Raw genomic sequence first — 20943 nt, 5'->3', positions numbered from 1 at the left:
CTGCGAAGAGCTACTCCGCCGCCTCACTCGCGCTGCTTGCCTTCCTTGGCTTGCCATCAGCCTTCTTCAGCACCGGGGCCAAAAACTTCCCCGTATAGCTCCGCGGCGCCTTGACGATGTCCTCCGGCGGGCCCCAGGCGACGATCTCGCCGCCGCCGTCGCCGCCTTCGGGGCCGAGGTCAATGACCCAGTCGGCGGTCTTGATGACCTCCAGATTGTGCTCGATCACCACCACCGTGTTGCCCTGGGCGACCAGCTCGTGCAGCACTTCCAGGAGTTTTGCGACGTCGTGGAAGTGCAGGCCCGTTGTCGGCTCGTCGAGGATATAGAGCGTGCGGCCGGTGGCGCGCTTTGAGAGTTCTTTGGCCAGTTTGACGCGCTGGGCTTCGCCGCCCGAGAGCGTTGTCGCCTGCTGGCCGACATGGATGTAGTCGAGGCCGACGCGGTGCAGCGTCTTGAAGGTCTCGCGGACGCGGGGGACGGCTTTGAAGAATTCGGCGGCTTCTTCCACCGTCATGTCGAGCACGTCGGAGATCGACTTGCCCTTGAACAGGACTTCGAGCGTCTCGCGGTTGTAGCGCTTGCCCTTGCAGGTATCGCAGGTGACGTAGACGTCGGGCAAAAAGTGCATCTCGATCTTGATGACGCCATCGCCCTGGCAGGCCTCGCAGCGGCCGCCCTTGACGTTGAAGGAGAAGCGGCCGGGCTCGTAGCCGCGCGCCTTGGCTTCGGGCAGGCCGGCGAACCATTCGCGGATCGGCGTGAAGGCGCCGGTATAGGTCGCGGGGTTGGAGCGCGGCGTGCGGCCGATCGGCGACTGGTCGATGTCGATGATCTTGTCGATATGCTCCAGCCCCTCGATGCGGTCGTGCGGGGCCGCGCCCTCGCTGGCGTTGTTGAGTTTTCGGGCAATCGCGCGGTAGAGCGTGTCGATCAGAAGGGTCGACTTGCCGCCGCCGGAAACTCCCGTCACGCAGGTGAACAGGCCGAGCGGAATCTCCGCCGAGACATTCTTCAGATTATTGCCGCGGGCGTTGACGACCTTGATGGTGCGGCGATGGTTCGGCGGCCGGCGCTCGGGGATCGCCACCGACAATTCGCCGGTGAGGTATTTCCCGGTCAGCGACTTCGGATTCTTCATGACCTCGGCGGGCGTGCCCTGCGCCACGATGTGGCCGCCATGCATGCCGGCGCCGGGGCCGATGTCGAGCACGTAGTCGGCGAGGCGGATCGCGTCCTCGTCATGCTCGACCACGATCACGGTATTGCCGAGGTCGCGCAGCCGCTTCAGCGTTTCCAATAGACGCGCGTTGTCGCGCTGGTGCAGGCCGATCGAGGGCTCGTCCAGCACGTAGAGCACGCCGGTCAGCCCCGAGCCGATCTGCGAGGCCAGGCGGATGCGCTGGCTTTCGCCGCCGGACAGCGTGCCGGAGGAGCGGGATAGGGTCAGATAGTTCAGGCCGACGTCGAGCAGGAACGACAACCGCTCGCGGATCTCCTTCAGCACGCGCGCGGCGATCTCGTTCTGCTGCGCGTTGAGCGCGGCCGGCACGCTCTCGAACCATTCGCCGGCGCGCTTCACCGACAATTCGGAAATCTCGCCGATATGCTTGCCGCCGATCTTGACGCAGAGCGACTCCGGCTTGAGGCGATGGCCGTTGCAGCCCGCGCAGGGAATGTCGGAGAAATACTTTGCCAGCTCCTCGCGCGCCCACTCGCTTTCGGTCTCGCGGTAGCGGCGCTCGAGATTGGTGATGACGCCCTCGAACGGTTTCTTGGTGTCGTAGGAGCGGACGCCGTCCTCATAGGAGAATTTGATCTCGTCGTCGCCGGAGCCGTGCAGCAGCGCTGCCTGCGTCTTCTTCGGCAGGTCCTTCCACTTGGTGTCGAGCGTGAACTTGTAGAATTTTCCAAGCGCGGTCAGCGTCTGGATGTAATAGGGCGAGGATGATTTGGCCCAGGGCGCGATGGCGCCCTTGCGTAGCGTCAGCTCCTTGTCGGGAATGACGAGGTCCTCGTCGATATGCTGCTCGACGCCGAGGCCGCCGCAGGCGGGGCAGGCGCCGTAGGGGTTGTTGAACGAGAACAGCCGCGGCTCGATCTCCGGGATCGTGAAGCCGGAAACCGGGCAGGCGAATTTTTCCGAAAACAGAATTCGCTCCGGTCCACTCTTGTCGTGGATTTTTGCGGTCTTCTTGTCGGACTTCTTCTCTTCCGCCGCGCCCGCCGGGGCATCCGCATATTCGATCACGGCTAGGCCCTCAGCGAGCTTCAGCGCGGTCTCAAAACTTTCGGCGAGGCGCTGGCCGAGATCGGGACGGACCACGATGCGGTCGACCACCACATCGATGTCGTGCGGGAATTTCTTGTCGAGAACTGGCGCGTCCGAGAGCTCATAGAAGGTGCCGTCGATCTTGACGCGCTGAAAACCCTTTTTGAGCCATTCGGCGATCTCTTTCTTGTATTCGCCCTTGCGCCCGCGCACGACCGGCGCCAGCAGATAGAGGCGGGTGCCTTCGGGCAGCGCCAGCACGCGGTCGACCATCTGCGAGACGATCTGACTTTCGATCGGCAGGCCGGTGGCCGGCGAATAGGGCACGCCGACGCGCGCCCACAACAGGCGCATATAGTCGTAGATTTCGGTGACGGTGCCGACAGTGGAGCGCGGATTCTTCGACGTCGTCTTCTGCTCGATCGAGATCGCAGGCGAGAGGCCGTCGATCTGATCGACATCAGGCTTCTGCATCATCTCCAGAAACTGACGCGCGTAAGCCGAGAGCGATTCGACGTAGCGGCGCTGGCCTTCGGCATAGATGGTGTCGAAAGCGAGGGAGGATTTGCCGGAGCCGGAGAGGCCAGTGAACACGACCAGTTTGTCGCGGGGAATCTCGAGATCGACATTCTTGAGATTGTGCTCGCGCGCACCGCGAATCGTGATCGCACGCGATGCGGAGCCGGCGTTCTGTTGGCGCTTCGCCCTTAGCACTTCATCCATATCGGCATTTCCAGGCACGCTTGTCGCGCGCCGCGTTGGGCGCGCATTGCCGGAGCGAACCGGGATCAGGCGCCGATGAGTGAAAGTCGGAACATAGGAAGAACGGCAGGGAATATCCAGTGCCGCGCGCGAATCATCAACGGATTGTTTTGCGCCATCAACGTTTTGGCAGCAGCCGTCAGCAGCGCGAGCCGGAACTCAAAACAAGACGCCTCCGTTCCGGGTCTCGGAACGGAGGCGCGTGCAGCTTCAGTTGAGAAAGCTTAGAAGTGATAGTTCACGCCGACCTGAACGCTGTTCAGGTTGATCGTTCCGACCTGAACGCCGCCCGCGACGGCGTTGCCGAAGTAGGTACCGCCTTCGAGGCTCTTATAGAGGTACTCGGCCTTGACCGACCATTTCGGTGCGAACATGACCTCAACACCGGCGCCGAGGGTCCAGCCCGAGTGGAAGCGATCGTCCGAGACGCTCACGCCGAGCGCGGTCGCGGTGAAGCGGTTGTCGGACCAGGCGTAGCCGCCGGTGCCGTAGACGAGGACCTGATCGAAGGCGTAGCCGACGCGGCCGCGAACGGTACCCATCGAGCGAATCGTGTAGTCGACCGAGGCGAGACCCCCGAAGAGGCCCACGTTCGCACCCACGTCAGCCCAGGCGGCGTCGGCTTCGAGACCGAGGACGACGTTGCCCATCTGCCAGTTGTAGCCGGCGGTGCCGCCAGCGAATCCGCCGCTCAGCGTGCCGATGCCCGACGAATTCTCCTGGGCGTAGCCGCCCATCGCGCCGAGGTAGAAGCCGGTCCAGTTATTGATCGCAATCGCGGCGGCGGGTGCCTTGGTGTAGGCCCGCGCGGGAAGATCGGCGGCGATCGCGGGCGCCATCCCAAACGCGATCAAACCGGTGGTGGTCAGCAGAATCTTTTTCACTTTCTTTTTCCTTTCGCGGCTCCAACGCAAACTTTCCTCAGCCGTCAATTTGAGGTTGCTCGCGCATATAGCTTGAAGTTCCCGCAAAAGGCTGTCGCCGAAAAACCACATCCGCGGCAAAAGTAGGTACTCTGCAACCGGCGCGGGTGTCGACGAACCCGCGGTACAACCAAACAAAAAGGCCGGCGCAAAGGCCGGCCTTTTCATCTTCGGTGAAGGCGTAGATCAGTACCTCGCAATCACCGGGCCACCCCACCGGTAGTTCACGCGAACGGTGACGAGATCGACGTCCTGGCGGATGCGGTCGCTGCCGAAGGCGAGGCCGCCCACGGTGGTGACGAAGTCGTGGGTGCGGTCCTGCATGAACAAGTGGTTATATTCAATGCCGGCCGACCAGTTGGGGGCAAAGCCGAATTCGATGCCCGCGCCGACCACGCCACCCCAGCGGGTGTCGTCACCGGTGTTGGCAATCACGACGCCCGAGGCAACATCGCGGATGCGGAAACGATCCGCCGTAACGGCCGCACCGCCCTTGAGGTAGAACAGAACGTTGTTGGCGGCGTAACCGACCTGGCCCGTGATCAGGCCGAACGCATCGATGCGCGACTCGTTGCGGAGCGTCGGATCGAACAGGCTCACATTGTCGCCCCTGAAGTCGGCCCAGTTGCCCTGGCCTTCAAGACCGAACACCCAGGTGCCAGCTTGCCAGCGATAACCGAGCTGACCGCCGGCGGTGCCTCCGGTTGCATCGTGGCAGCCTTCGTGGAAGGCCGGAACTACAGGACCCACGCCATCGTTGGTGAGATCCCAGCACTTGCGGCTGGAACCCCAGCCACCGTTTGCGCCGATGTAGAAGCCCGTCCAATCGTAGACCACGGCGACCGGTGCCGGCGGCGCCTTGGTGATGGGCCGCGCCCGCAGGTCGGCGGCCGCGGCAGGCGCAGCGAACGCGATGAGAGCAACCGTACCTAACAGAAACTTCTTCATCCTCTGATCTCCAGCTCTTGCCCGCTTCCCGTTGGTCCCGAAGCGTTGCCGTGATGACGCGAACGCCCGCGCCGTTGGGTAATTCTATATCGCGACTCGCGCAAAAATGGCGTGTCCCGGATGCAACAGGCGAGAGCCAAGTTATATGCACAACGCCATGATTATGCTGGTATAATTGGAACAGCGGAGGGAACTTTTCGGGTTCCAAGTCGGCTTTCCGTGGGTTCCCGGGGTTCGCCTAGCGGTTGTAACCTCGCGGCCAGGCGCTGGGTGGGGTGTTGGCGGGAACAAAGCTGGAACATGCGGCCGGGCGATGCTATATGTGGATAACCGCCGGCTTGGCGAGGGATCGCCAAGTCAGCGGGGCCTGCGAGCGTATAGGGTCGGTTCGGATGTCCAAAGCGGACAGGCGACTGGCCAAGCGACAGGTCAAGAATTGAAGACGTCCGGCGATAGCGGCCGGGCCAATGATTTTGCCGGCGATATCGAGTGGAGAGCGGCGATGGCGGGAAGTGTGAACAAGGTGATTCTGGTCGGCAACCTCGGCAAGGATCCGGAGATCCGGCGCACACAGGACGGGCGGCCGATTGCCAATCTGAGCATCGCGACCTCGGAGACCTGGCGCGACAAGGGTACCGGCGAGCGCAAGGAAAAGACCGAGTGGCACCGCGTCGTGATCTTCAACGAGGGGCTCTGCAAGGTCGCCGAGCAATACCTGAAGAAGGGCGCCAAGGTTTACATCGAGGGCCAGCTGCAGACGCGCAAATGGACCGATCAGAGCGGCGTCGAGAAATACTCGACCGAAGTTGTGTTGCAGGGATTTAACTCGACCCTGACCATGCTCGATGGCCGCGGCGGCGGTGGAGGCGGCAGCTTCGGCTCCGATGATTCCGGCGATTTCGGCTCCAGCGGTCCGGTCTCTTCGGCGCCGCGGCGGGCGGTGGCGGCCGGCAGCCGCAACAGCGACATGGACGACGACATCCCGTTCTAGCGCAAGGCGCCCGTTTTGGAGCAGGGCCTTGCGGCGCATTGGCTTCGCAAAAAATTCGCTTGCGAGAACGGGCGTTTACGCCTGGTTTACTTAATGTGCCGGCGCAAGAACGATCTACATTCGGCTGAAAGCGCTCGTTGGCGCGTTGCGATCCGAGCGCATGGCCGGTTCGGCGCGCTGTTATCTGCTTAATATTTGCATGAGGTATTTCGCCTAAGCTGCTCCCAGCCTCGAACGCCAACCGGTCTGGAGCGGCCACCATGAGCCTCGCACCGTTGCTGGAGGCCCCCGGCACGATCCCGCTGCACGCCTTCGCCGCGATGGCGGCGTTTGCGCTCGGCATCGTACAGTTCGCCGCGCCAAAGGGGACCTTGCCGCACCGGACCATCGGCTGGATCTGGGTGCTGCTGATGTTTGCGGTCGCAGTCAGCGGGTTCTGGATCCACGAGATCCGCATGTTCGGCCCGTTCAGCCCGATCCATCTGCTGTCGATTTTCACGCCGATCATGCTGGTGTTCGCGGTTCTGCACGCCCGCCGGCACAATGTCGGCGCGCATAAGAAGGCGATGATCTCAATCTTCTTCGGCGCGCTCGTCGTCGCCGGCGTGTTCACGTTCCTGCCGGGACGGATCATGCATGCGGTAGTTTTCGGTCCATAATGGACGGTATTCAGGTGCCGTTTTGGCGCTTCAGTCCAACCCGGAAATGGCCGTTCCAGCAGCAGTTGGGAAACCTCCTTGCGATGCCGTAAGTCCATGAAAAAACGAGCGGAAAAACAGCTCCCACTTGAAAGCTTCGGGGTGGTTATCGGACCCTCGATGCGCTATATGATTCCCGACTAAGAACTGACTGGATTTCCCCTTTGTCCGACAACGAAGACGACAAGCCCGGCGAGCCGCCGGAGCGCTCCGATATCCGTCCCGTTTCCATCCTCGACGAGATGAAACGCTCCTACCTCGATTACGCCATGAGCGTGATCGTGGCGCGGGCGCTGCCGGATGCGCGCGACGGATTGAAGCCCGTGCACCGCCGCATTCTCTACTCGATGCATGAGCAGGGACACACGCCGGACAAGAAATACGTCAAATCCGCGCGCGTCGTCGGCGACGTGATCGGTAAGTATCATCCGCACGGCGATCAATCGATTTACGACGCGATGGTCCGGATGGCGCAGGATTTCTCCATGCGCGTACCGCTGATCGACGGGCAGGGCAATTTCGGCTCGATCGACGGCGATCCCCCGGCGGCCTATCGATATACCGAAGCGCGCCTGACCCGGTCGGCGCAGGAGGTTATCGGCGATATCGACGAAGACACGGTCGACTTCCAGCCCAACTATGACAATTCCGAGCGGGAACCGTCGGTTCTGCCGGCCAAGTTCCCAAATCTCCTGGTCAACGGCGCCGGCGGCATCGCCGTCGGCATGGCAACCAACATCCCGCCGCACAATCTCGGCGAAGTCATCGACGCCTGCGTCGCGCTGATCGACAATCCGGCGCTCACGATCGACGACCTCATCAACATCGTACCAGGCCCGGATTTCCCGACCGGCGGCATTATTCTCGGCCGTCAGGGCATCCGCTCGGCCTATCACCTCGGCCGCGGCTCGATCGTGATGCGCGGCAAGGTGACGATCGACACCATCCGCAAGGATCGCGAGGCGATCATCATCACCGAAATTCCCTACCAGGTGAACAAGGCGACGATGGTCGAGCGCATCGCCGATCTGGTGAAAGAGAAGAAGATCGAGGGCATTGGCGATCTCCGCGATGAGTCCGACCGCGACGGTTATCGCGTCGTCATCGAGCTGAAGCGCGAAACCGTGCCCGATGTCGTGCTCAACCAGCTCTATCGGTTCACGCCGTTGCAGGCGAATTTCCCGGCCAACATGCTGGCGCTGGATTCCGGTCGTCCGCAGACGATGACCCTGAAGGATCTGCTCACCATCTTCATCGCGTTCCGCGAGCAGGTGGTGACCCGGAGGACCAAGTTCCGGCTCAGCAAGGCGCGTGACCGCGCCCATATCCTGGTCGGCCTTGCGATCGCGGTCGCCAATATCGACGAAATGATCCGCGTGATCCGAACCTCGCCAGATCCGAACACCGCGCGCGATACGCTGATGTCGCGCGACTGGCCGGCGCGGGACGTCGAGGCGATGATCACGCTGATCGACGATCCCAGGCACCGCATCAACGCCGATGGTACGATCCGGCTGTCGATGGAGCAGGCCAAGGCCATCCTCGACCTGCGGCTTCAGCGGCTGACCGCACTGGGGCGGGATGAGATTTCCGAAGAGCTCGACAAGCTCGCGGCAGAGATCGCCGACTACCTCGACATCCTGCGGTCGCGCGCCCGCGTTCAGGCGATCGTCAAGACCGAACTGGCCGAGGTGAAGCAGAAGTTCGCCACCCCGCGCAAGACTGTGATCGTCGAGCAGGAAGGCGAGGTCGAGGACGAAGACCTGATCCAGCGCGAGGACATGGTGGTCACGGTCTCACACGCCGGCTACGTCAAGCGCGTGCCGCTCTCGACCTATCGGGCACAACGGCGCGGCGGCAAGGGCCGCGCGGGCATGCAGACCCGCGACGAGGACTTTGTCTCCAGGCTGTTTGTGGCCTCGACCCATACGCCGGTGCTGTTCTTCTCCTCGCGCGGCCAGGTCTACAAGGAAAAGGTCTGGCGGCTGCCGATGGCGGCTCCCAACGCGCGCGGCAAGGCGATGATCAACATCCTGCCGCTGGAGCAGGGCGAGCGCATCACCACCATCATGCCGCTGCCGGAGGATGAATCCTCCTGGGCCAATCTCGATGTGATGTTCGCCACGACAGGCGGTACCGTTCGCCGCAACAAGCTGTCCGACTTCGTCGATGTCCGCCGCTCCGGCATCATCGCCATGAAGCTCGGGGAGGGCGAATCGATCGTCGACGTCCAGATCTGCACCGAGCATGACGACGTGCTGCTGACGGCGGCCGGCGGCCAGTGCATCCGCTTCCCCGTCACCGACGTGCGCGTCTTCACCGGCCGCACCTCGATGGGCGTGCGCGGCATCGCGCTGGCGGAGGGCGACAAGCTGATCTCGCTGGCGATCCTGCGCCATGTCGAGACCTCCTCCGACGAGCGTTCGGCCTACTTCAAGATGCGCCGCGCAGTGGCCGGCGAAGCCGCGGCGGAAGAGCCTGCTGATGTAGAAGGCGAGGAGACCTCGGGCTCGCTTCAGCTCTCGCAGGAGCGCTACGCCGAAATGTCGGCGCAGGAGCAGGTGGTGCTGACAGTCTCCGTCAACGGCTTCGGCAAGCGCACCTCGTCCTACGAGTACCGCACCACCGGACGCGGCGGCAAAGGCATCGTCGCGATGAGCGTCAACAACCGCAACGGCAAGCTGGTGGCGTCGTTCCCGGTGGAGCACAGCGATCAGATCATGCTGGTCACCGACAAGGGTCAGTTGATCCGCTGCCCGGTCGAGGACATCCGCATCGCCGGTCGTTCGACACAGGGCGTCATCGTGTTCGACACCGCCGAGGACGAGCACGTGGTGTCGGTCGAGCATATTTCGGAAGACGAGAACGGCGAGAACGGAAACGGGGCGTAAGCGCGCGGCCAAAGCGTGTAGCCCGGACGGAGCGAAGCGAAATCCGGGATCAGGCCCATCCGCTGGCGACCCCGGATTGCGCGGAGCCTGTCATCGGGCGCGCATTCGCGCGACCCGTTGGCTCATCTGGAGTACGACGCCGAGAGCCCCCAGCGCGCCGCGCCAGGGCTCCCGGTGCAGTAAACCAGACCTTAACCATATATCGATACCATTTGCTGTATCCGGGTGGTGACCGTCCGGCCAACGGGAGCAAAATCATGCCCGTCGAGATGCTGACGTATGCCGAACTGGGCGAACGACTTACTGTTTCGCCAGAGGCCGCGCGTGCCCTGGTGAAGCGACACCGATGGCCGCGCTCCCGCTCCAACGACGGCAAGACGCTGGTCCAGGTCGATCTCAGCGAATTCAGCCATTCCCCAATACCCCGTCAGCCGCAAACGCAGGCGGGTCACCAGGTGGTCACCGCCCTGAAGCAGCGAATCGAGAGCTTGCAGACTGAGCTGGCGGAGATGAAGGTGATCGCCAGCGGCCATCGGGCCGACTTCGAGCGAGAATGCGAACGCACGAACAAGCTCCTGGCCGAACTGCTCAAAGTCAGCACGGAAAGCGTGGGAGCCCGGGAACGGGCGGCTCTGCTCGAAGGCAAGCTATCGATGCTGACGCAACCCTGGCGGCGCCGTCTGATCGATGCTTTCACCCTTGCCTTGCCACAAGTCGCCTCCAGCCCTCGCGAGAGCGCCGGCCCGATAGCCCAGTCGCAGAATTGAACCGACTTGCCAACTCGTCGTCCCCGCCGTGGCTGGCACAGGCAGGCGTGGAGCATGTTGAGGTGCGCCGCGTGGCTTTCCCGCGGCGCGACAGCTACCTTAAGCAAATACGGCTACGCCGCCTCGGTTGCGTCGAGCTGTGCCTCCAGTGAAGCAATGGTGATCCGGATGTTGTCCTTCCGGGCTCGCAGGCTCCGCGCCAACACCGGATAGGTTACGGCCGACAGATCATAAACACCCGCGCGGGTTTCCTCGTGTTCTATTTCGATGGTGAGCAGCTCGACCGAACGCGAGAGGCTTTCGATCAGTCTCGCCATTTGTGACCGGTTCACCGCTGCCGTGCCCCGGAGTGTCTGAAGTAGATGCGAAGTTGTCATTGGTAGCCTCTGCGCTGGTCTGGTTTGGGACGCGCTCGCGGCGCATTCAGGTGTACAGCAAAGGCAGTGCCAATTAGGGCTGCGAGAATCTCCGTAGTTCTCCGGTCAACAGCGTAGCCTCCCGAACGGTCCTGCTCGAGGCCAGGACCGAGACAAGGCCCAGTGCCATCAGCAGCACGCCAAGCCAGGTTGCCGTCCAGCCGCGGCCGTCATCGGCTGCCTCGGAGTTGGGTGCGGCAGGAGGGGCGGAGGCGGCAACCGCGGCGGCCGGCGCGGCTGCCAAAAGCGTCTCCACGTCGACCTGGCGCGACGTGGCTTGGTCAAGCGTGAGCTGATCGATCACGCGATTGGCGACGGGTGCCGGCGGCACGAGGGCTGCGGCGGCCGCAGGGACGACGGAAGCGGCATCGGCCACCTTTAGCTTGGGTGCGGGCGGCGTCGGCGGAGAAGTTTCCGCAGGTGCGGAGCGCAGCAGCTCCGCACGCGCATCCACGACCGCCTTGCGCTTGCTCTGCGCGGCCTCGTTCTCCTCGGAAGCGGTGACACGAGGCTTCGCGGCGCGATGACGAGCCTGCTTTTTCACCGCCATCGCCTCATCGGTCTGGAACCAGCATCTGCGCCCGCCTTCCAGACGGTAGACCCAGTGCTGGCCGGCCGTCGTCGACTTGCCCGGCCGCGACAAGCACTCCGCTTCCGCTTCTGCGGCAGCGGGCGCAGTGGCCTGCCGGGGAGCGAAATTGAACCAGTCTGCAAAAGGATTCGAAGACGCAGGCGATGTCGACAGACCTGCGAGAAAGACAAAAGCGCCGAAGCAAAATCGCAAATGACCGGACATGGGACACCCCGGTGTTGCGCCCCCGCGGGCACGACCTTTGGCCGCGACCTGGGTCACAATGCGGCTTAAATCCGGCAGCGCGGTGGATTCATTCTGGCCCGGAAATACGATCCAGGCCCGAGTGCCCGCCTGCTGCCGCGCGAAAGGCGTCCGGTGTTTTCTGGCCGATCTCGAACCTGGATGGAGTTGTTGAAACTTAGTATTTCATGTTTGCGACCCCCGTCGATGTGGCGGGGACCGCCCCCATGCGCTGCTGCACCTTACTGCAGCTCTTCTGGCCTTGTCGTTGGGGTCGTTGTTAGTCAATCCGCGATGTCTGCGCATGGACCCCAACGGACATTGAGCAACCTTTCACGAGTCATGTTCAAAGGCGTCAGCAGCCCTGCTGAAACAACGCTCTCGCTTCGTCGCACAGTCGCCTGGGCGACCATCTTGAGCCCTTGCCGGCATCCTGAGGGGATGTGCGGTCTTTGGTCGCGATACAGGGCGCGGTGGAAGGTCCTATGGTGGCCACGACATGACACACGTCCTCGACATCGATCCGCGCATCGCGCGGCGTTGCTTGCACGCCGGACGCCTCCAAGCAGGAGTCTAGCCGGACGGTAGTTTGCCGTCCGGATTCCCCCTTCCTTCATCAAGCAGATTTGGTGTGTGGCTCTTCCGCGAGGGAAGCCCAAACAAGGAGGCATGTCGTGAACAACCCCTCTATCCCAGACGTCACTCTTCCGGCCTCTGACCATCGCCGCTTGGAGCGGCTCGCGCTGGCAGGCGCAGATCAAGGCGACGTGGATGCACGCTTTCTCTTGAGTGAGATCAACCGTGCGGAAATCGTCCCTGATGGCGCAGCCAGATTGGACAGCATTGTCACCATGGGTTCGTGGGTGACGTTCTGGATCACCTGGGGCTTTCCTCGCGAGACGAGGCAACTGGTGTATCCCGAAGACTACGCGTCCGAGCGAACCCAAATCCCCGTGATGTCACCGTTGGGCGCAGCGTTGGTTGGGCTGAAGGTCGGAAGTGAAATCCCCTTCTTCATCGCTGGGCGCACCAACGTCGTCAGGATCGAACGCGTCAGTCGAGGTGGCGCGAATGATGTTGTCAGGGCTTTGTTTTCCAATCCGGTGGTCAAGGGCAAAAAGCTCTTTGATGACGATGATCCGGGACCATCAGCAGCTTAGGAAAGGAGAGAAAGTAATGAGCAAAACTAATTCCAAGAGCAAGTCTGAAATCGTGTTGCCGCCAATCACGGTGATGGAGGATGAGGCTAGGCGTCTAAACGCGCTGGCCAGTTCGAGCGCGATGCTGTTCCCGCGCGTGGCCCATTTCCTTGCACAGGAGATGGAGCGTGCAAGCGTGGTGGCGGATAATTCCGATCTGCGCGGAGTGGTCCGCATGGGCTCCCAAGTCCGGTACTGCGATGACAAGACCGGCGAAGTCCGTGACGTCGTGTTGGTGTATCCACACGAAGCGGACATAACGTTAAAGCGCGTCTCGGTTCTTACGCCGGTCGGAGCTGCGTTGATCGGCCTGTCGGTTGGCCAAGCCATCGAGTTTCAAACGCCGGGCCACAACAAGCGGTCGTTGACGGTGCTGGGCGTGTCCAACTGAAGGAGGCTTTGATATGTGCGACGTTTCAACTAGGCAAGCCGCCTTAACGGTTATCGGCATCACCGTCGTTTTGGCTGCCGTGTTCTATGTTGCGACGTTCTTCAAGGCTTGAAGGTCCAACCTGCAAGGTAGCCCCTCTCGGTCCATGATCGAGTGGGGCACCTCACAGAGATTGCTTCTATACGTCACACCACGACCCGAATTCATCGCGACCGATCGGCAGTGCCGGCAGGTCGTCTGATACGCATCATTCCGCGGCAAGCGGCGCTTCGCGCGGCACGATGATCCGGATTTTCGTTCCCGCGCCGGGCCTGGTTTCCAGATTGATCCGGCCGCCCAGACGATTGGTCACGATGTTGTGGACGATGTGCAGTCCGAGGCCGGTGCTGCCCTGGTCGCGCCGGGTCGTGAAGAATGGATCGAACACCTGGCGCTTGATCTCCGGGCTCATGCCGCAGCCCTCGTCCGAGAACAGCACTTCGACGTTGTGCTTGCCCGACGCCTGGGCCGCGATATGGACGGCGCCGCGCGCGCCATCCGGATAGGCGTGCACCGCGGAATTGATGACCAGGTTGGTCAACACCTGGCCGTAGGGGCCGGGATAGCTGTTCATGACGAGATCGGGCTCGCATGCGACGTTGACCACGAGATTTCTGCGCAGCCCGAACCGCAGTCCCTTGACGACCTGTTCGGTCACCACGCCGAGATCGAAGCCTCTGCGGTCCGAAACGTTGCGATCGGCCGCAACCTGCTTGAACGACTGTATCAGATCGATCGCATGATTGAGATTGATCATGACTTGCGAGGCCGCCTCGCGGCTTGCCGCAATGAATTCAGTCAGGCTCGACCGGCGCACGCCGCCGCCGGCGACATCGGCTTCAAAGCGATCGGCCTTGTTGATGAATGCTGAGGCAACCGTGAGGCTGGTGCCGACGGGGGTGTTGAGCTCGTGCGCCACGCCCGCCACCAGCCTTCCCAGCGCTGCCAGCTTCTCGGTCTGCACGAGGCTGTCCTGCGCGGTGCGGAGATCTTCCAGCGATTGCGACAATTGCGTAGTGCGTTCCTGGACCTCGGTGAACAGCCGCGTGTTCTCGATGGCGATGACCGCCTGTCCGGCAAAGGTTTTCAGGAGCTCGACCTGCGCCTTGGCAAATAATTGCGGCTCCAGCCGCATCACCGCGATGGCACCGATCGCGACCTCGTCGCGCAGCATCGGCACGACGAGGATGCTGCGATAGCCCGATGTTTTCTGCAGGTCGCTATATCCGCCGGAGACGAGCACGTCCGGCTCGTGCACGACGCGGCGCTCGCGGATGGCGACCGAGATCAGATTCTTGCTGGTCAGCGCGGCAGGGTAGGCCTTGCGCACCGCGGCTACCGATTCCGGGGAAAACTGGTCATGCGCGACCAGATGGACATGATCTCCCTCCCGCCGATAGACGGCGCTCAGCACGCTCTGGCAGAGCCGCGCGGCGTTCCTGACGATGCGGTCGAACACCGGCTGGATGCCGGTCGGCGAGTCCGAGATGAGGCTCAAGACCTCCGCCATCGCCGCTTGCCGCTCCCTGGCTTCCTGCAGTTCGAGGGTAAGCTGTTCGATTTCCGTTTTGGCGGGATTCTTGGCTTTTGTTTTTGCAGGGCCGGGGATGGCCGCTGCCTTTGGCGCACGGCGGCCCTTTGTCGTGGTCGTCGCGCGGCTTTTCGATCTGGTTGGTTCGCCGCTTACTTTCATTGCCTGCCCAAGCCCCCCCGGATAAGCTATCGCATCGGCCTAAGCCAGCAATGGGAAAATGCCGTCCGCACGTTCAGAACGTGCCCAAGAAGCGATAGGTGTGATATCAGCGCATCAACTGAAGATAGAGTTCATTTTTAGGGCAGGCGCGCCATTGGCGGGGTGTCCACGAAAAACGGCTGATCCATATGCTCGTTAAAATGATTTATGTGCTGGTCGCAGGATGTTTGTTGCTGCTTTTGCCCAGCTACGCCGCCGCTCAGGCCGGCCCGAATGCGGCACCGGCGATCTGTGGCGTTGATATCGAGAACCAGCAAGCGGATGACGTGGAGGCTGCCTGTCTGCGCGAGTTCGGGAAACTCGCGAGCCGCCAGGGCGAGTTGCTGACGCTGCGGCTCGAAAACGGCGCGTCAAAGGCATATCGAGACGAAGGCAAAGCTTGCGAAACCGACGACGCAGCGAGGTGCATCAGCTATCGGCTCGCCGCGTATCATCCCGAGGCGCGCGTCTATTCGATCGCGATCAGATACTATGAAGGCGGCGCTGTAGAACTTCTCAGCGCTCGCACGGGAAATGTCCTGCGTCTCTCGGGTACGCCATATTTTTCGCCGGATGGATCAAGATTCATCGTCATAGACAATGATTATGCCTATGGCGGCGAGCATGACCTTGCGATTGGCTCTAACGTGAACGGTTCGCTTTCACTGGAATGGCAAGCCAGGAGGGAAGAGCTCCTGGAATGGCGGCTTCAGAGCTGGATCGATAATGATCACATCGCCCTGCGCGTGTTTCCGGATGACGCCGGCCAAAAGTGTCCGGACAACAACTGCGACGCGATGCTGGTGCGTTTCGGGAATAGCTGGGCGCTTCGTCGGTTGCCAGCAAAGCAACAGTAGTTAATCGATCGTCAAGCCAGCGAGTAGCCCGGGTGAAGCGCAGCGCAACCCGGGATAAGCCGATCGTTGTGGCGAGATCGTTCCCGGATTGCGCTTCGCTCCATCCGGGCTGCGCGCTGCTTGGGGCCACTAGTGGACGCAGAACGGAGCTGAGCCCATCGCTACGCGCCAGATCGAGCTCACATGGTCCGCCAATAGCCTGTACGTGGATCGCGCGCGCGTGCCGTTCGGCCTCGTCGGTCGTAAGCCTTGCTCTTTCGCGCATCGGCTTGCTGTTCTCCTTTTGTCGAACCGTATTCCTACGGCGTTGGAAAATTCTGTCCCGTAGTGCATGTGCTCGCATGTGCCGAACTTCTGGCGGTTTGTGTGAGTGGCAATATGAGCAGCTTTCGTCGTGTTCAGACTTTGCTTCAAAGCGTTGATGAGATGGCCAAGCTGATTGCTGAACTCCATGACCTTCGAATGCGGGTTCAGCGGGCCGAGGCGACAGCGCTTGCCAGGCGGCATGTCGCCGCAAGAAAGTCGGGCGGCGTTGTTGCCGATTTGACCCGGCGGACGGTTGCGGCGAGGCTCAATCGAGCGGTTGGCGCGAGACAAAATCCGATCGGTCAAAGGCGCTTCCGAAAGCGGACGTCGGCAGGGCCGGAGGTCACGTTGGCTTTGGGCCGCAAGCAGACCTGACACTCGAACACCGCCCCAGGGAACGACCGTTTCGCCAAACTGTCGCGGGCCGGATTGAGTGGCCGCAAAGGAATGCCACCGGCTACGTTCGGACCTCACTCAATCGTCAGCCCGGCCTTATGAATCAGCGGCACCCAGCGGTCGATTTCCGACTGGACGTAGGCGCGGAAGCCGGTGGGGGTGTTGGTCGCGTCTTGGGGCATTTCCAGGCCGAGCGGGGCGAGGCGGGCGCGCAGGGTCGCGTCCTGGGTTGCCTTGCGGATCGAGGCGTTCAACCGCTCCACGATCGGTTGCGGCGTGCCTTTGGGGGCGAGGAATCCGAGCCAGACCGGGAAGTCGAGGCCATCGACGCCGAACTCGTTGGTGGAGGGCACGTCGGGCAGGGTGGAAATTCGCGCCGAGCGGAACACCGCCAGCGGGCGCACGGTCTTGGCCTGAATCTGGGCCAGCGCCGTGAGCGACACTTCGACCATGTAGTCGATCTGGCCGGCGATGAGATCGTTCATCGCCGGGCCCGTGCCGCGGTAGGAGACCAGATTGACCTTGGTGCCGAGACGCACGTTCAGCATGGCCGCGCCCATATGCGCCGACGAGCCGGGGCCGGCGGTACCGACATTGAGCTTTGATTCATTGGCGCGGACATAGTCGACGAACGCCTTGAAGTTATCGGGCGGAAGATCGCGCTTGACGATCAGCACCTGCGGGAGATCGCCGAGCAATCCCAGATGTTCGTAATCCGTGATCGGGTTGTACTTCAGGTTTTTATAAAGCCCGACGCTCGACACATGTGTGCCGGCCTGACCGATCTGGATCGTATAGCCGTCGGGTGTCGCGCGGGCGGCCCTGGTCGAGCCGATCGTGCCGCCGGCGCCGGCGACGTTTTCGATCACCAGCGTTTGCCCGAGATCGCGCGAGAGAAATTCGGCATAGATGCGCGCGATTGCATCGGTCGGCCCGCCGGCGGCGAACGGCACGATGACGTTGATCGGCCGGTCCGGATAATTCGCCTGCGCGCGCAGGATCGAGGGCATGCAGAGGGCACCAGCCAAGCCGAACGTGACGGCGCGGCGATCGAGCGTGCGGGTCGCCATGGATCAATCCTCCCAAATGTCTTTTGTTTGTTTTGTCTATTTTTTGCCGTGACGCGCGAGCACGCGGTCCACCATCGCCCCGGCGGTGCCGAGATAGTTTGACGGCTCGCACAAGGCGGCGAGCCGATCGGGCGGCAAGGCCGATGCGATCGCCGGGCGCCGCAGCAAGGCGTCGAGCAGTGCGTCGCCGCGCTCGAACGCATCGCGGCAGGCCGCATAGACCTCGTCGTGGGCCGCCTGGCGGCCGAGCGCGGGCGCAAGCCCCATCATGACCGCTTCGGCTACGATCAGCCCGCGTGTGGATTGCAGGTTTCGCTTCATCGCCTCGGGATCGACGATCAGGCCGGACAGCATGAATTGCGCCTGCGAAAGCGATCCGGAGGTCAGCAGGCACACTTGAGGCAACGCCAGCCATTCGCAATGCCAGGGACCGGTGGCGCGCTCGAGATCCTGCACCATGGCATCCAGCATCAGCGAAGCGGCGTCGCGGGTTGCCTTTGCGTTCGCCAGCAAAATTTCCGAGGAGATCGGATTGCGCTTTTGCGGCATGGTCGAGGAGGCGCCGCGATGCGAGGAGAATGGCTCGAACACCTCGCCGATCTCGGTCGCCATCAGGATCATGACGTCGTAGCCGATCTTGCCGAGCGCGCCGCAGATCACGGCCAGCGTCTGGACCAGTTCGACCAGCCCGTCGCGGGCGACATGCCAGGTGATGTCAGGCTCAGTGAGACCGAGCGCGCCCGCGTAGGCCGCACGCACGTCCAGTCCGCGCTCGCCGAGCGAAGCCAGCGTGCCCGCGGCGCCGCCGAGCTGGGCCTGAAGGGCGCGAGGCTTGGCCTGCTCGAGTCGTTCGGCCGAGCGCTGCAGCGACGATAGCCAAATGGCAGCCTTGTGCCCGAACGTGATCGGCAGCGCCTGCTGCAGATGGGTTCGGCCCGCCATCGGCGTATCGCGGTGGAGGCGAGCGAGACCCGCGAGCGTGGCGATGACCTCGGCGAGCTCTGTTTCGATCAGCGCCACCGCTTCGCGCAGTTGCAGCACGGTCGCCGTGTCCATGATGTCCTGGGTGGTCGCCCCCCAGTGCAAATAGCGGCCGGCTTCGCCGAGGTGCGCCGAGAGCTGGCGTACCAGGCCGACGATGGGATAGCCGACATTCTCGGTGTCGCGCTTCAACTGCTCGATATCCAGCGCGATCGCCGGCGCCTGCCGCGCGATCGCCTCGGCCGCCTCGCGCGGAATCACGCCGGTCTCGCCCTGTGCGGTGGCAAGCGCGACCTCGGCCTGCACATAGGCCCTGAGCTGCGCCTCGTCGGAAAATACCGCCCGCATGGCAGGCGTCGAGAAAACGTCGCGATAGAGGGCGCTGTCGAACATCGTGCTGGCCACGCGCTTGTTTCCTCTCCGTTAATATGTACGGCCATATGATTGATACGTACAAATTTGTCAAGTGCGGGTGCGGGGCTGTAGAAGCCGTGCTATGGCAGCGACCCGACCCGCGAGAACCGTTCGACATGCCGATCTACGAGGACATCGCCCGCGATTTGTTGGAAGCGATCCACCGCGGCCAGTACCCGATCGGCGGTCTGATTCCGACCGAACTCGAGCTTGCGGCGCGTTACGATGTCAGCCGTCAGACCGTGCGGGCGGCAATGCGCCGGCTCACCGAGCTTGGGGCGGTGTCGCGCCGGAAGGGCTCCGGCACGCGGGTCGAGACGCGCGAACGGCCGCAAGAGAGCTTTCAGCAGACGCTCGGCTCATTGAGCGATCTGGTTGAACTCGCCGCAGCTACCGATCGCGATATCAGGCGTATCGAGACCGTGGTGATGGATCGCCAGGCCGCAAGGCGCTTTGGCTGTCAGCCGGGGTCGCGCTGGCTTCGGATTCCGTACGTTCGCGCATCGACCAAGCCCAAGAGCTCGCCGCTCGCCTGGGTCAATGTTTATGTCGAGGAAAGCTATGCGGATGCCGTAAGCGACATCCGGAAGGACCGCCGCCTGGTCTGCGACATGATCGCGGACAGTTATGGCGTGATCGCTTCCGAAGTGCATCAGACCGTGGCGGCGACCGTGATTCCGACCGAGTACGCCAAGGCGCTGGGGGCGGAAGCCGGATCGCCCGCGCTGGAAGTCATCCGCCGCTATCTGGATTCGCACGGCCGCCTGTTCGAGATCTCGGAAAGCATCCATCCCGCCGGCCGCTACGTCGTGACGTCGGTGCTCAAGCGCGTCGGTAATCAGGCGACGGCAGACGGCCGTCCGGCGCGATCTCCCGGCAAGACCAAATCGCGCTCCTGAGGCGGGCGGCAGAATTTTCGCGCAAGCCACAGCGTTCAGAACGCAAATGGCGGGCAGGGGGGCATCCCTGCTCGCCATTTCTGCGGTTCCTTGGAGGTCGGAACGAAAATCTGCCGTTACGGGGTGCGATCGGCGGTCACCAGGCGGGCTTCGCGAACCACGGCCTGGGAGCCGGCGGCGCGGAGGCAGGAAGCTTCGAAATTCGGCCAGGCCTGCTGCGAACAATCCTTGCCGACGGTGCGGACAGGGAGCCGGTCGCCCTTGGCCAGCGCCTGCGGCACGCTGGCTTCGACCTGCGGGGCAAAGCCGGGCAGTACGGTCAGCGCGGCAGCGATGAATGCGGCAGCAGCGACAGCGGAAAAAGCCTTGATCATGACGGTCCCCTGTGGTGGGCCTTCGCGGCCCGTCGTTTCGTTGGGCGGACTTGTAGCCAGCGCAAGTTTCCGGCCGTCTTCGCCAAGTCCGAAAATGGTTTCGTCCCGGCCGAGTTTTGTTTCGTCGGCCAGTGGCGGACGAAACAATCCAGCCCGCCCAGGAAGACGCCCGGCGCCCGGGACTGGTTCATTGGCCGATCTGAAATAAAAAGCCGGACCGGCGGGGAACCGGGCCCGGCTTGCCGGGCCGCCCGGGGCGGGGTAGGAGGGTCTCATGCCCCGTATCGCGCTCTATCCCGGTTCATTCGATCCCATCACCAACGGCCATCTGGACGTGGTGAGGCACGCCGTCACCCTGTGTGACCGCCTGATTGTCGCCATCGGCGTCCATTCCGGCAAAAAGCCGCTGTTTTCGACCGAGGAGCGGCTCGAGATGGTTCGGATGACATGTGAGCCGATTGCGCAAAAGGCCGGCTGCGCTCTCGACTGCACCACCTACGACAATCTTACCGTGGCTGCGGCGCGGCAGGTCGGCGCGACCATCATGATTCGCGGCCTGCGCGACGGAACCGATATGGACTACGAGATGCAACTTGCCGGCATGAACGAGGCTATGGCGCCGGACGTGCATACGGTATTCGTGCCGGCATCACCCGCGGTCCGTCCGATCACCGCTACGCTGGTACGCCAGATCGCCGGCATGGGCGGCGACTTCTCCGCCTTCGTGCCGCCCCAGATTGCCGCGAGCCTGAAGTCTAAATTCGCCGGCTGACGCGCGCGTACGCGCTTCCTGCTTTCACATC

General features: G+C 62.9%; 19 protein-coding genes. 9 read left to right on the top strand and 10 right to left on the bottom strand.

Annotated elements, in window-relative coordinates; translation table 11 throughout:
* Positions 1 to 10: 10 nt before the first annotated feature.
* From uvrA to ACH79_RS33470, 3 genes are all read right to left on the bottom strand, one after another.
* A complete protein-coding gene (gene uvrA / locus ACH79_RS33480; protein WP_161854764.1) occupies positions 11 to 2995 on the bottom strand; it encodes an excinuclease ABC subunit UvrA in 2985 nt (994 codons plus the stop codon).
* Positions 2996 to 3258: 263 nt separating this feature from the next.
* Entirely contained in the window at positions 3259 to 3918 is a 660-nt protein-coding gene (locus ACH79_RS33475; protein WP_161856689.1) for an outer membrane protein, read from the bottom strand.
* Between the two features lie 225 nt (positions 3919 to 4143).
* Positions 4144 to 4905: an outer membrane protein gene (locus ACH79_RS33470; protein ID WP_161854763.1), complete on the bottom strand. Its 762-nt coding sequence runs from the start codon at positions 4903 to 4905 to the stop codon at positions 4144 to 4146.
* Positions 4906 to 5407: 502 nt separating this feature from the next.
* Between ACH79_RS33470 and ACH79_RS33465 the strand changes: the two genes are divergently transcribed.
* The 4 genes from ACH79_RS33465 to ACH79_RS33450 all read left to right on the top strand — a co-directional run bounded on the left by ACH79_RS33465 (position 5408) and on the right by ACH79_RS33450 (position 10252).
* Complete coding sequence (locus tag ACH79_RS33465) at positions 5408 to 5896, top strand: single-stranded DNA-binding protein (RefSeq protein ID WP_161854762.1); 489 nt, start codon at positions 5408 to 5410, stop codon at positions 5894 to 5896.
* A 260-nt stretch (positions 5897 to 6156) separates the two neighbouring features.
* A complete protein-coding gene (locus ACH79_RS33460; protein WP_161854761.1) occupies positions 6157 to 6555 on the top strand; it encodes a DUF2306 domain-containing protein in 399 nt (132 codons plus the stop codon).
* A gap of 203 nt (positions 6556 to 6758) precedes the next feature.
* Complete coding sequence (gene gyrA / locus ACH79_RS33455; protein WP_161854760.1) at positions 6759 to 9485, top strand: DNA gyrase subunit A; 2727 nt, start codon at positions 6759 to 6761, stop codon at positions 9483 to 9485.
* Positions 9486 to 9742: 257 nt separating this feature from the next.
* Positions 9743 to 10252: a hypothetical protein gene (locus ACH79_RS33450; RefSeq protein WP_161854759.1), complete on the top strand. Its 510-nt coding sequence runs from the start codon at positions 9743 to 9745 to the stop codon at positions 10250 to 10252.
* Between the two features lie 113 nt (positions 10253 to 10365).
* Here ACH79_RS33450 and ACH79_RS33445 read toward each other — a convergent pair whose 3' ends face one another.
* Both ACH79_RS33445 and ACH79_RS33440 read right to left on the bottom strand, forming a co-directional pair.
* On the bottom strand, positions 10366 to 10569 hold the full coding sequence (locus ACH79_RS33445; RefSeq protein WP_161854758.1) for a hypothetical protein: 204 nt from the start codon (positions 10567 to 10569) through the stop codon (positions 10366 to 10368).
* Between the two features lie 133 nt (positions 10570 to 10702).
* Positions 10703 to 11311 (bottom strand): hypothetical protein, encoded by a 609-nt coding sequence (locus ACH79_RS33440; protein ID WP_246738234.1) that lies wholly within the window; start codon positions 11309 to 11311, stop codon positions 10703 to 10705.
* 845 nt (positions 11312 to 12156) lie between these two features.
* Between ACH79_RS33440 and ACH79_RS33435 the strand changes: the two genes are divergently transcribed.
* Together ACH79_RS33435 and rnk are read left to right on the top strand one after the other, a co-directional pair.
* Positions 12157 to 12642: a GreA/GreB family elongation factor gene (locus ACH79_RS33435; RefSeq protein WP_161854756.1), complete on the top strand. Its 486-nt coding sequence runs from the start codon at positions 12157 to 12159 to the stop codon at positions 12640 to 12642.
* Positions 12643 to 12658: 16 nt separating this feature from the next.
* The gene (gene rnk / locus ACH79_RS33430) at positions 12659 to 13072 is read left to right on the top strand and encodes a nucleoside diphosphate kinase regulator (protein WP_161854755.1); all 414 of its coding nucleotides are present in this window, start codon (positions 12659 to 12661) and stop codon (positions 13070 to 13072) included.
* A gap of 247 nt (positions 13073 to 13319) precedes the next feature.
* On the opposite strand, the gene ACH79_RS33425 is transcribed toward rnk, so the two are convergent.
* Positions 13320 to 14621, bottom strand: a complete 1302-nt coding sequence (locus ACH79_RS33425) for a sensor histidine kinase (RefSeq protein WP_246738751.1) — start codon at positions 14619 to 14621, stop codon at positions 13320 to 13322.
* A gap of 371 nt (positions 14622 to 14992) precedes the next feature.
* Here ACH79_RS33425 and ACH79_RS33420 point away from each other — a divergent pair, with 371 nt between their 5' ends.
* Positions 14993 to 15700, top strand: coding sequence for a hypothetical protein (locus tag ACH79_RS33420; RefSeq protein ID WP_161854753.1), 708 nt, complete (start codon positions 14993 to 14995; stop codon positions 15698 to 15700).
* Between the two features lie 129 nt (positions 15701 to 15829).
* Here ACH79_RS33420 and ACH79_RS33415 read toward each other — a convergent pair whose 3' ends face one another.
* The 3 genes from ACH79_RS33415 to pcaB form a co-directional block, all read right to left on the bottom strand.
* Positions 15830 to 16312 (bottom strand): hypothetical protein, encoded by a 483-nt coding sequence (locus ACH79_RS33415; protein ID WP_161854752.1) that lies wholly within the window; start codon positions 16310 to 16312, stop codon positions 15830 to 15832.
* 164 nt (positions 16313 to 16476) lie between these two features.
* Entirely contained in the window at positions 16477 to 17472 is a 996-nt protein-coding gene (locus tag ACH79_RS33410; RefSeq protein WP_161854751.1) for a tripartite tricarboxylate transporter substrate binding protein, read from the bottom strand.
* 36 nt (positions 17473 to 17508) lie between these two features.
* Entirely contained in the window at positions 17509 to 18846 is a 1338-nt protein-coding gene (pcaB, locus tag ACH79_RS33405; protein ID WP_161856688.1) for a 3-carboxy-cis,cis-muconate cycloisomerase, read from the bottom strand.
* A 137-nt stretch (positions 18847 to 18983) separates the two neighbouring features.
* Here pcaB and ACH79_RS33400 point away from each other — a divergent pair, with 137 nt between their 5' ends.
* Entirely contained in the window at positions 18984 to 19766 is a 783-nt protein-coding gene (locus tag ACH79_RS33400) for a GntR family transcriptional regulator (protein WP_161854750.1), read from the top strand.
* 116 nt (positions 19767 to 19882) lie between these two features.
* Here ACH79_RS33400 and ACH79_RS33395 read toward each other — a convergent pair whose 3' ends face one another.
* Positions 19883 to 20140 carry a hypothetical protein gene (locus ACH79_RS33395; protein ID WP_161856687.1) on the bottom strand — a complete coding sequence of 86 codons (258 nt, stop codon included), beginning with the start codon at positions 20138 to 20140 and terminating at the stop codon, positions 19883 to 19885.
* A gap of 274 nt (positions 20141 to 20414) precedes the next feature.
* Between ACH79_RS33395 and coaD the strand changes: the two genes are divergently transcribed.
* A complete protein-coding gene (gene coaD / locus ACH79_RS33390; protein ID WP_161854749.1) occupies positions 20415 to 20912 on the top strand; it encodes a pantetheine-phosphate adenylyltransferase in 498 nt (165 codons plus the stop codon).
* Positions 20913 to 20943 lie beyond the last annotated feature (31 nt).

This window comes from Bradyrhizobium sp. CCBAU 051011 (assembly GCF_009930815.1).
Lineage (GTDB): Bacteria > Pseudomonadota > Alphaproteobacteria > Rhizobiales > Xanthobacteraceae > Bradyrhizobium.
The sequence above is the reverse complement of the archived record's forward strand: the minus strand, read 5'-3'. Positions and strand labels throughout refer to the sequence as shown.

Coding starts and splice junctions, on each gene's coding strand:
- uvrA (WP_161854764.1), bottom strand. CDS start 2,995: ATGGATGAAGTGCTAAGGGCGAAGCGCCAACAGAACGCCGGCTCCGCA.
- ACH79_RS33470 (WP_161854763.1), bottom strand. CDS start 4,905: ATGAAGAAGTTTCTGTTAGGTACGGTTGCTCTCATCGCGTTCGCTGCG.
- ACH79_RS33465 (WP_161854762.1), top strand. CDS start 5,408: ATGGCGGGAAGTGTGAACAAGGTGATTCTGGTCGGCAACCTCGGCAAG.
- ACH79_RS33460 (WP_161854761.1), top strand. CDS start 6,157: ATGAGCCTCGCACCGTTGCTGGAGGCCCCCGGCACGATCCCGCTGCAC.
- ACH79_RS33450 (WP_161854759.1), top strand. CDS start 9,743: ATGCCCGTCGAGATGCTGACGTATGCCGAACTGGGCGAACGACTTACT.
- ACH79_RS33445 (WP_161854758.1), bottom strand. CDS start 10,569: ATGGCGAGACTGATCGAAAGCCTCTCGCGTTCGGTCGAGCTGCTCACC.
- rnk (WP_161854755.1), top strand. CDS start 12,659: ATGAGCAAAACTAATTCCAAGAGCAAGTCTGAAATCGTGTTGCCGCCA.
- ACH79_RS33425 (WP_246738751.1), bottom strand. CDS start 14,621: ATGGCGGAGGTCTTGAGCCTCATCTCGGACTCGCCGACCGGCATCCAG.
- ACH79_RS33420 (WP_161854753.1), top strand. CDS start 14,993: ATGCTCGTTAAAATGATTTATGTGCTGGTCGCAGGATGTTTGTTGCTG.
- ACH79_RS33410 (WP_161854751.1), bottom strand. CDS start 17,472: ATGGCGACCCGCACGCTCGATCGCCGCGCCGTCACGTTCGGCTTGGCT.
- pcaB (WP_161856688.1), bottom strand. CDS start 18,846: ATGTTCGACAGCGCCCTCTATCGCGACGTTTTCTCGACGCCTGCCATG.
- ACH79_RS33400 (WP_161854750.1), top strand. CDS start 18,984: ATGCCGATCTACGAGGACATCGCCCGCGATTTGTTGGAAGCGATCCAC.
- ACH79_RS33395 (WP_161856687.1), bottom strand. CDS start 20,140: ATGATCAAGGCTTTTTCCGCTGTCGCTGCTGCCGCATTCATCGCTGCC.
- coaD (WP_161854749.1), top strand. CDS start 20,415: ATGCCCCGTATCGCGCTCTATCCCGGTTCATTCGATCCCATCACCAAC.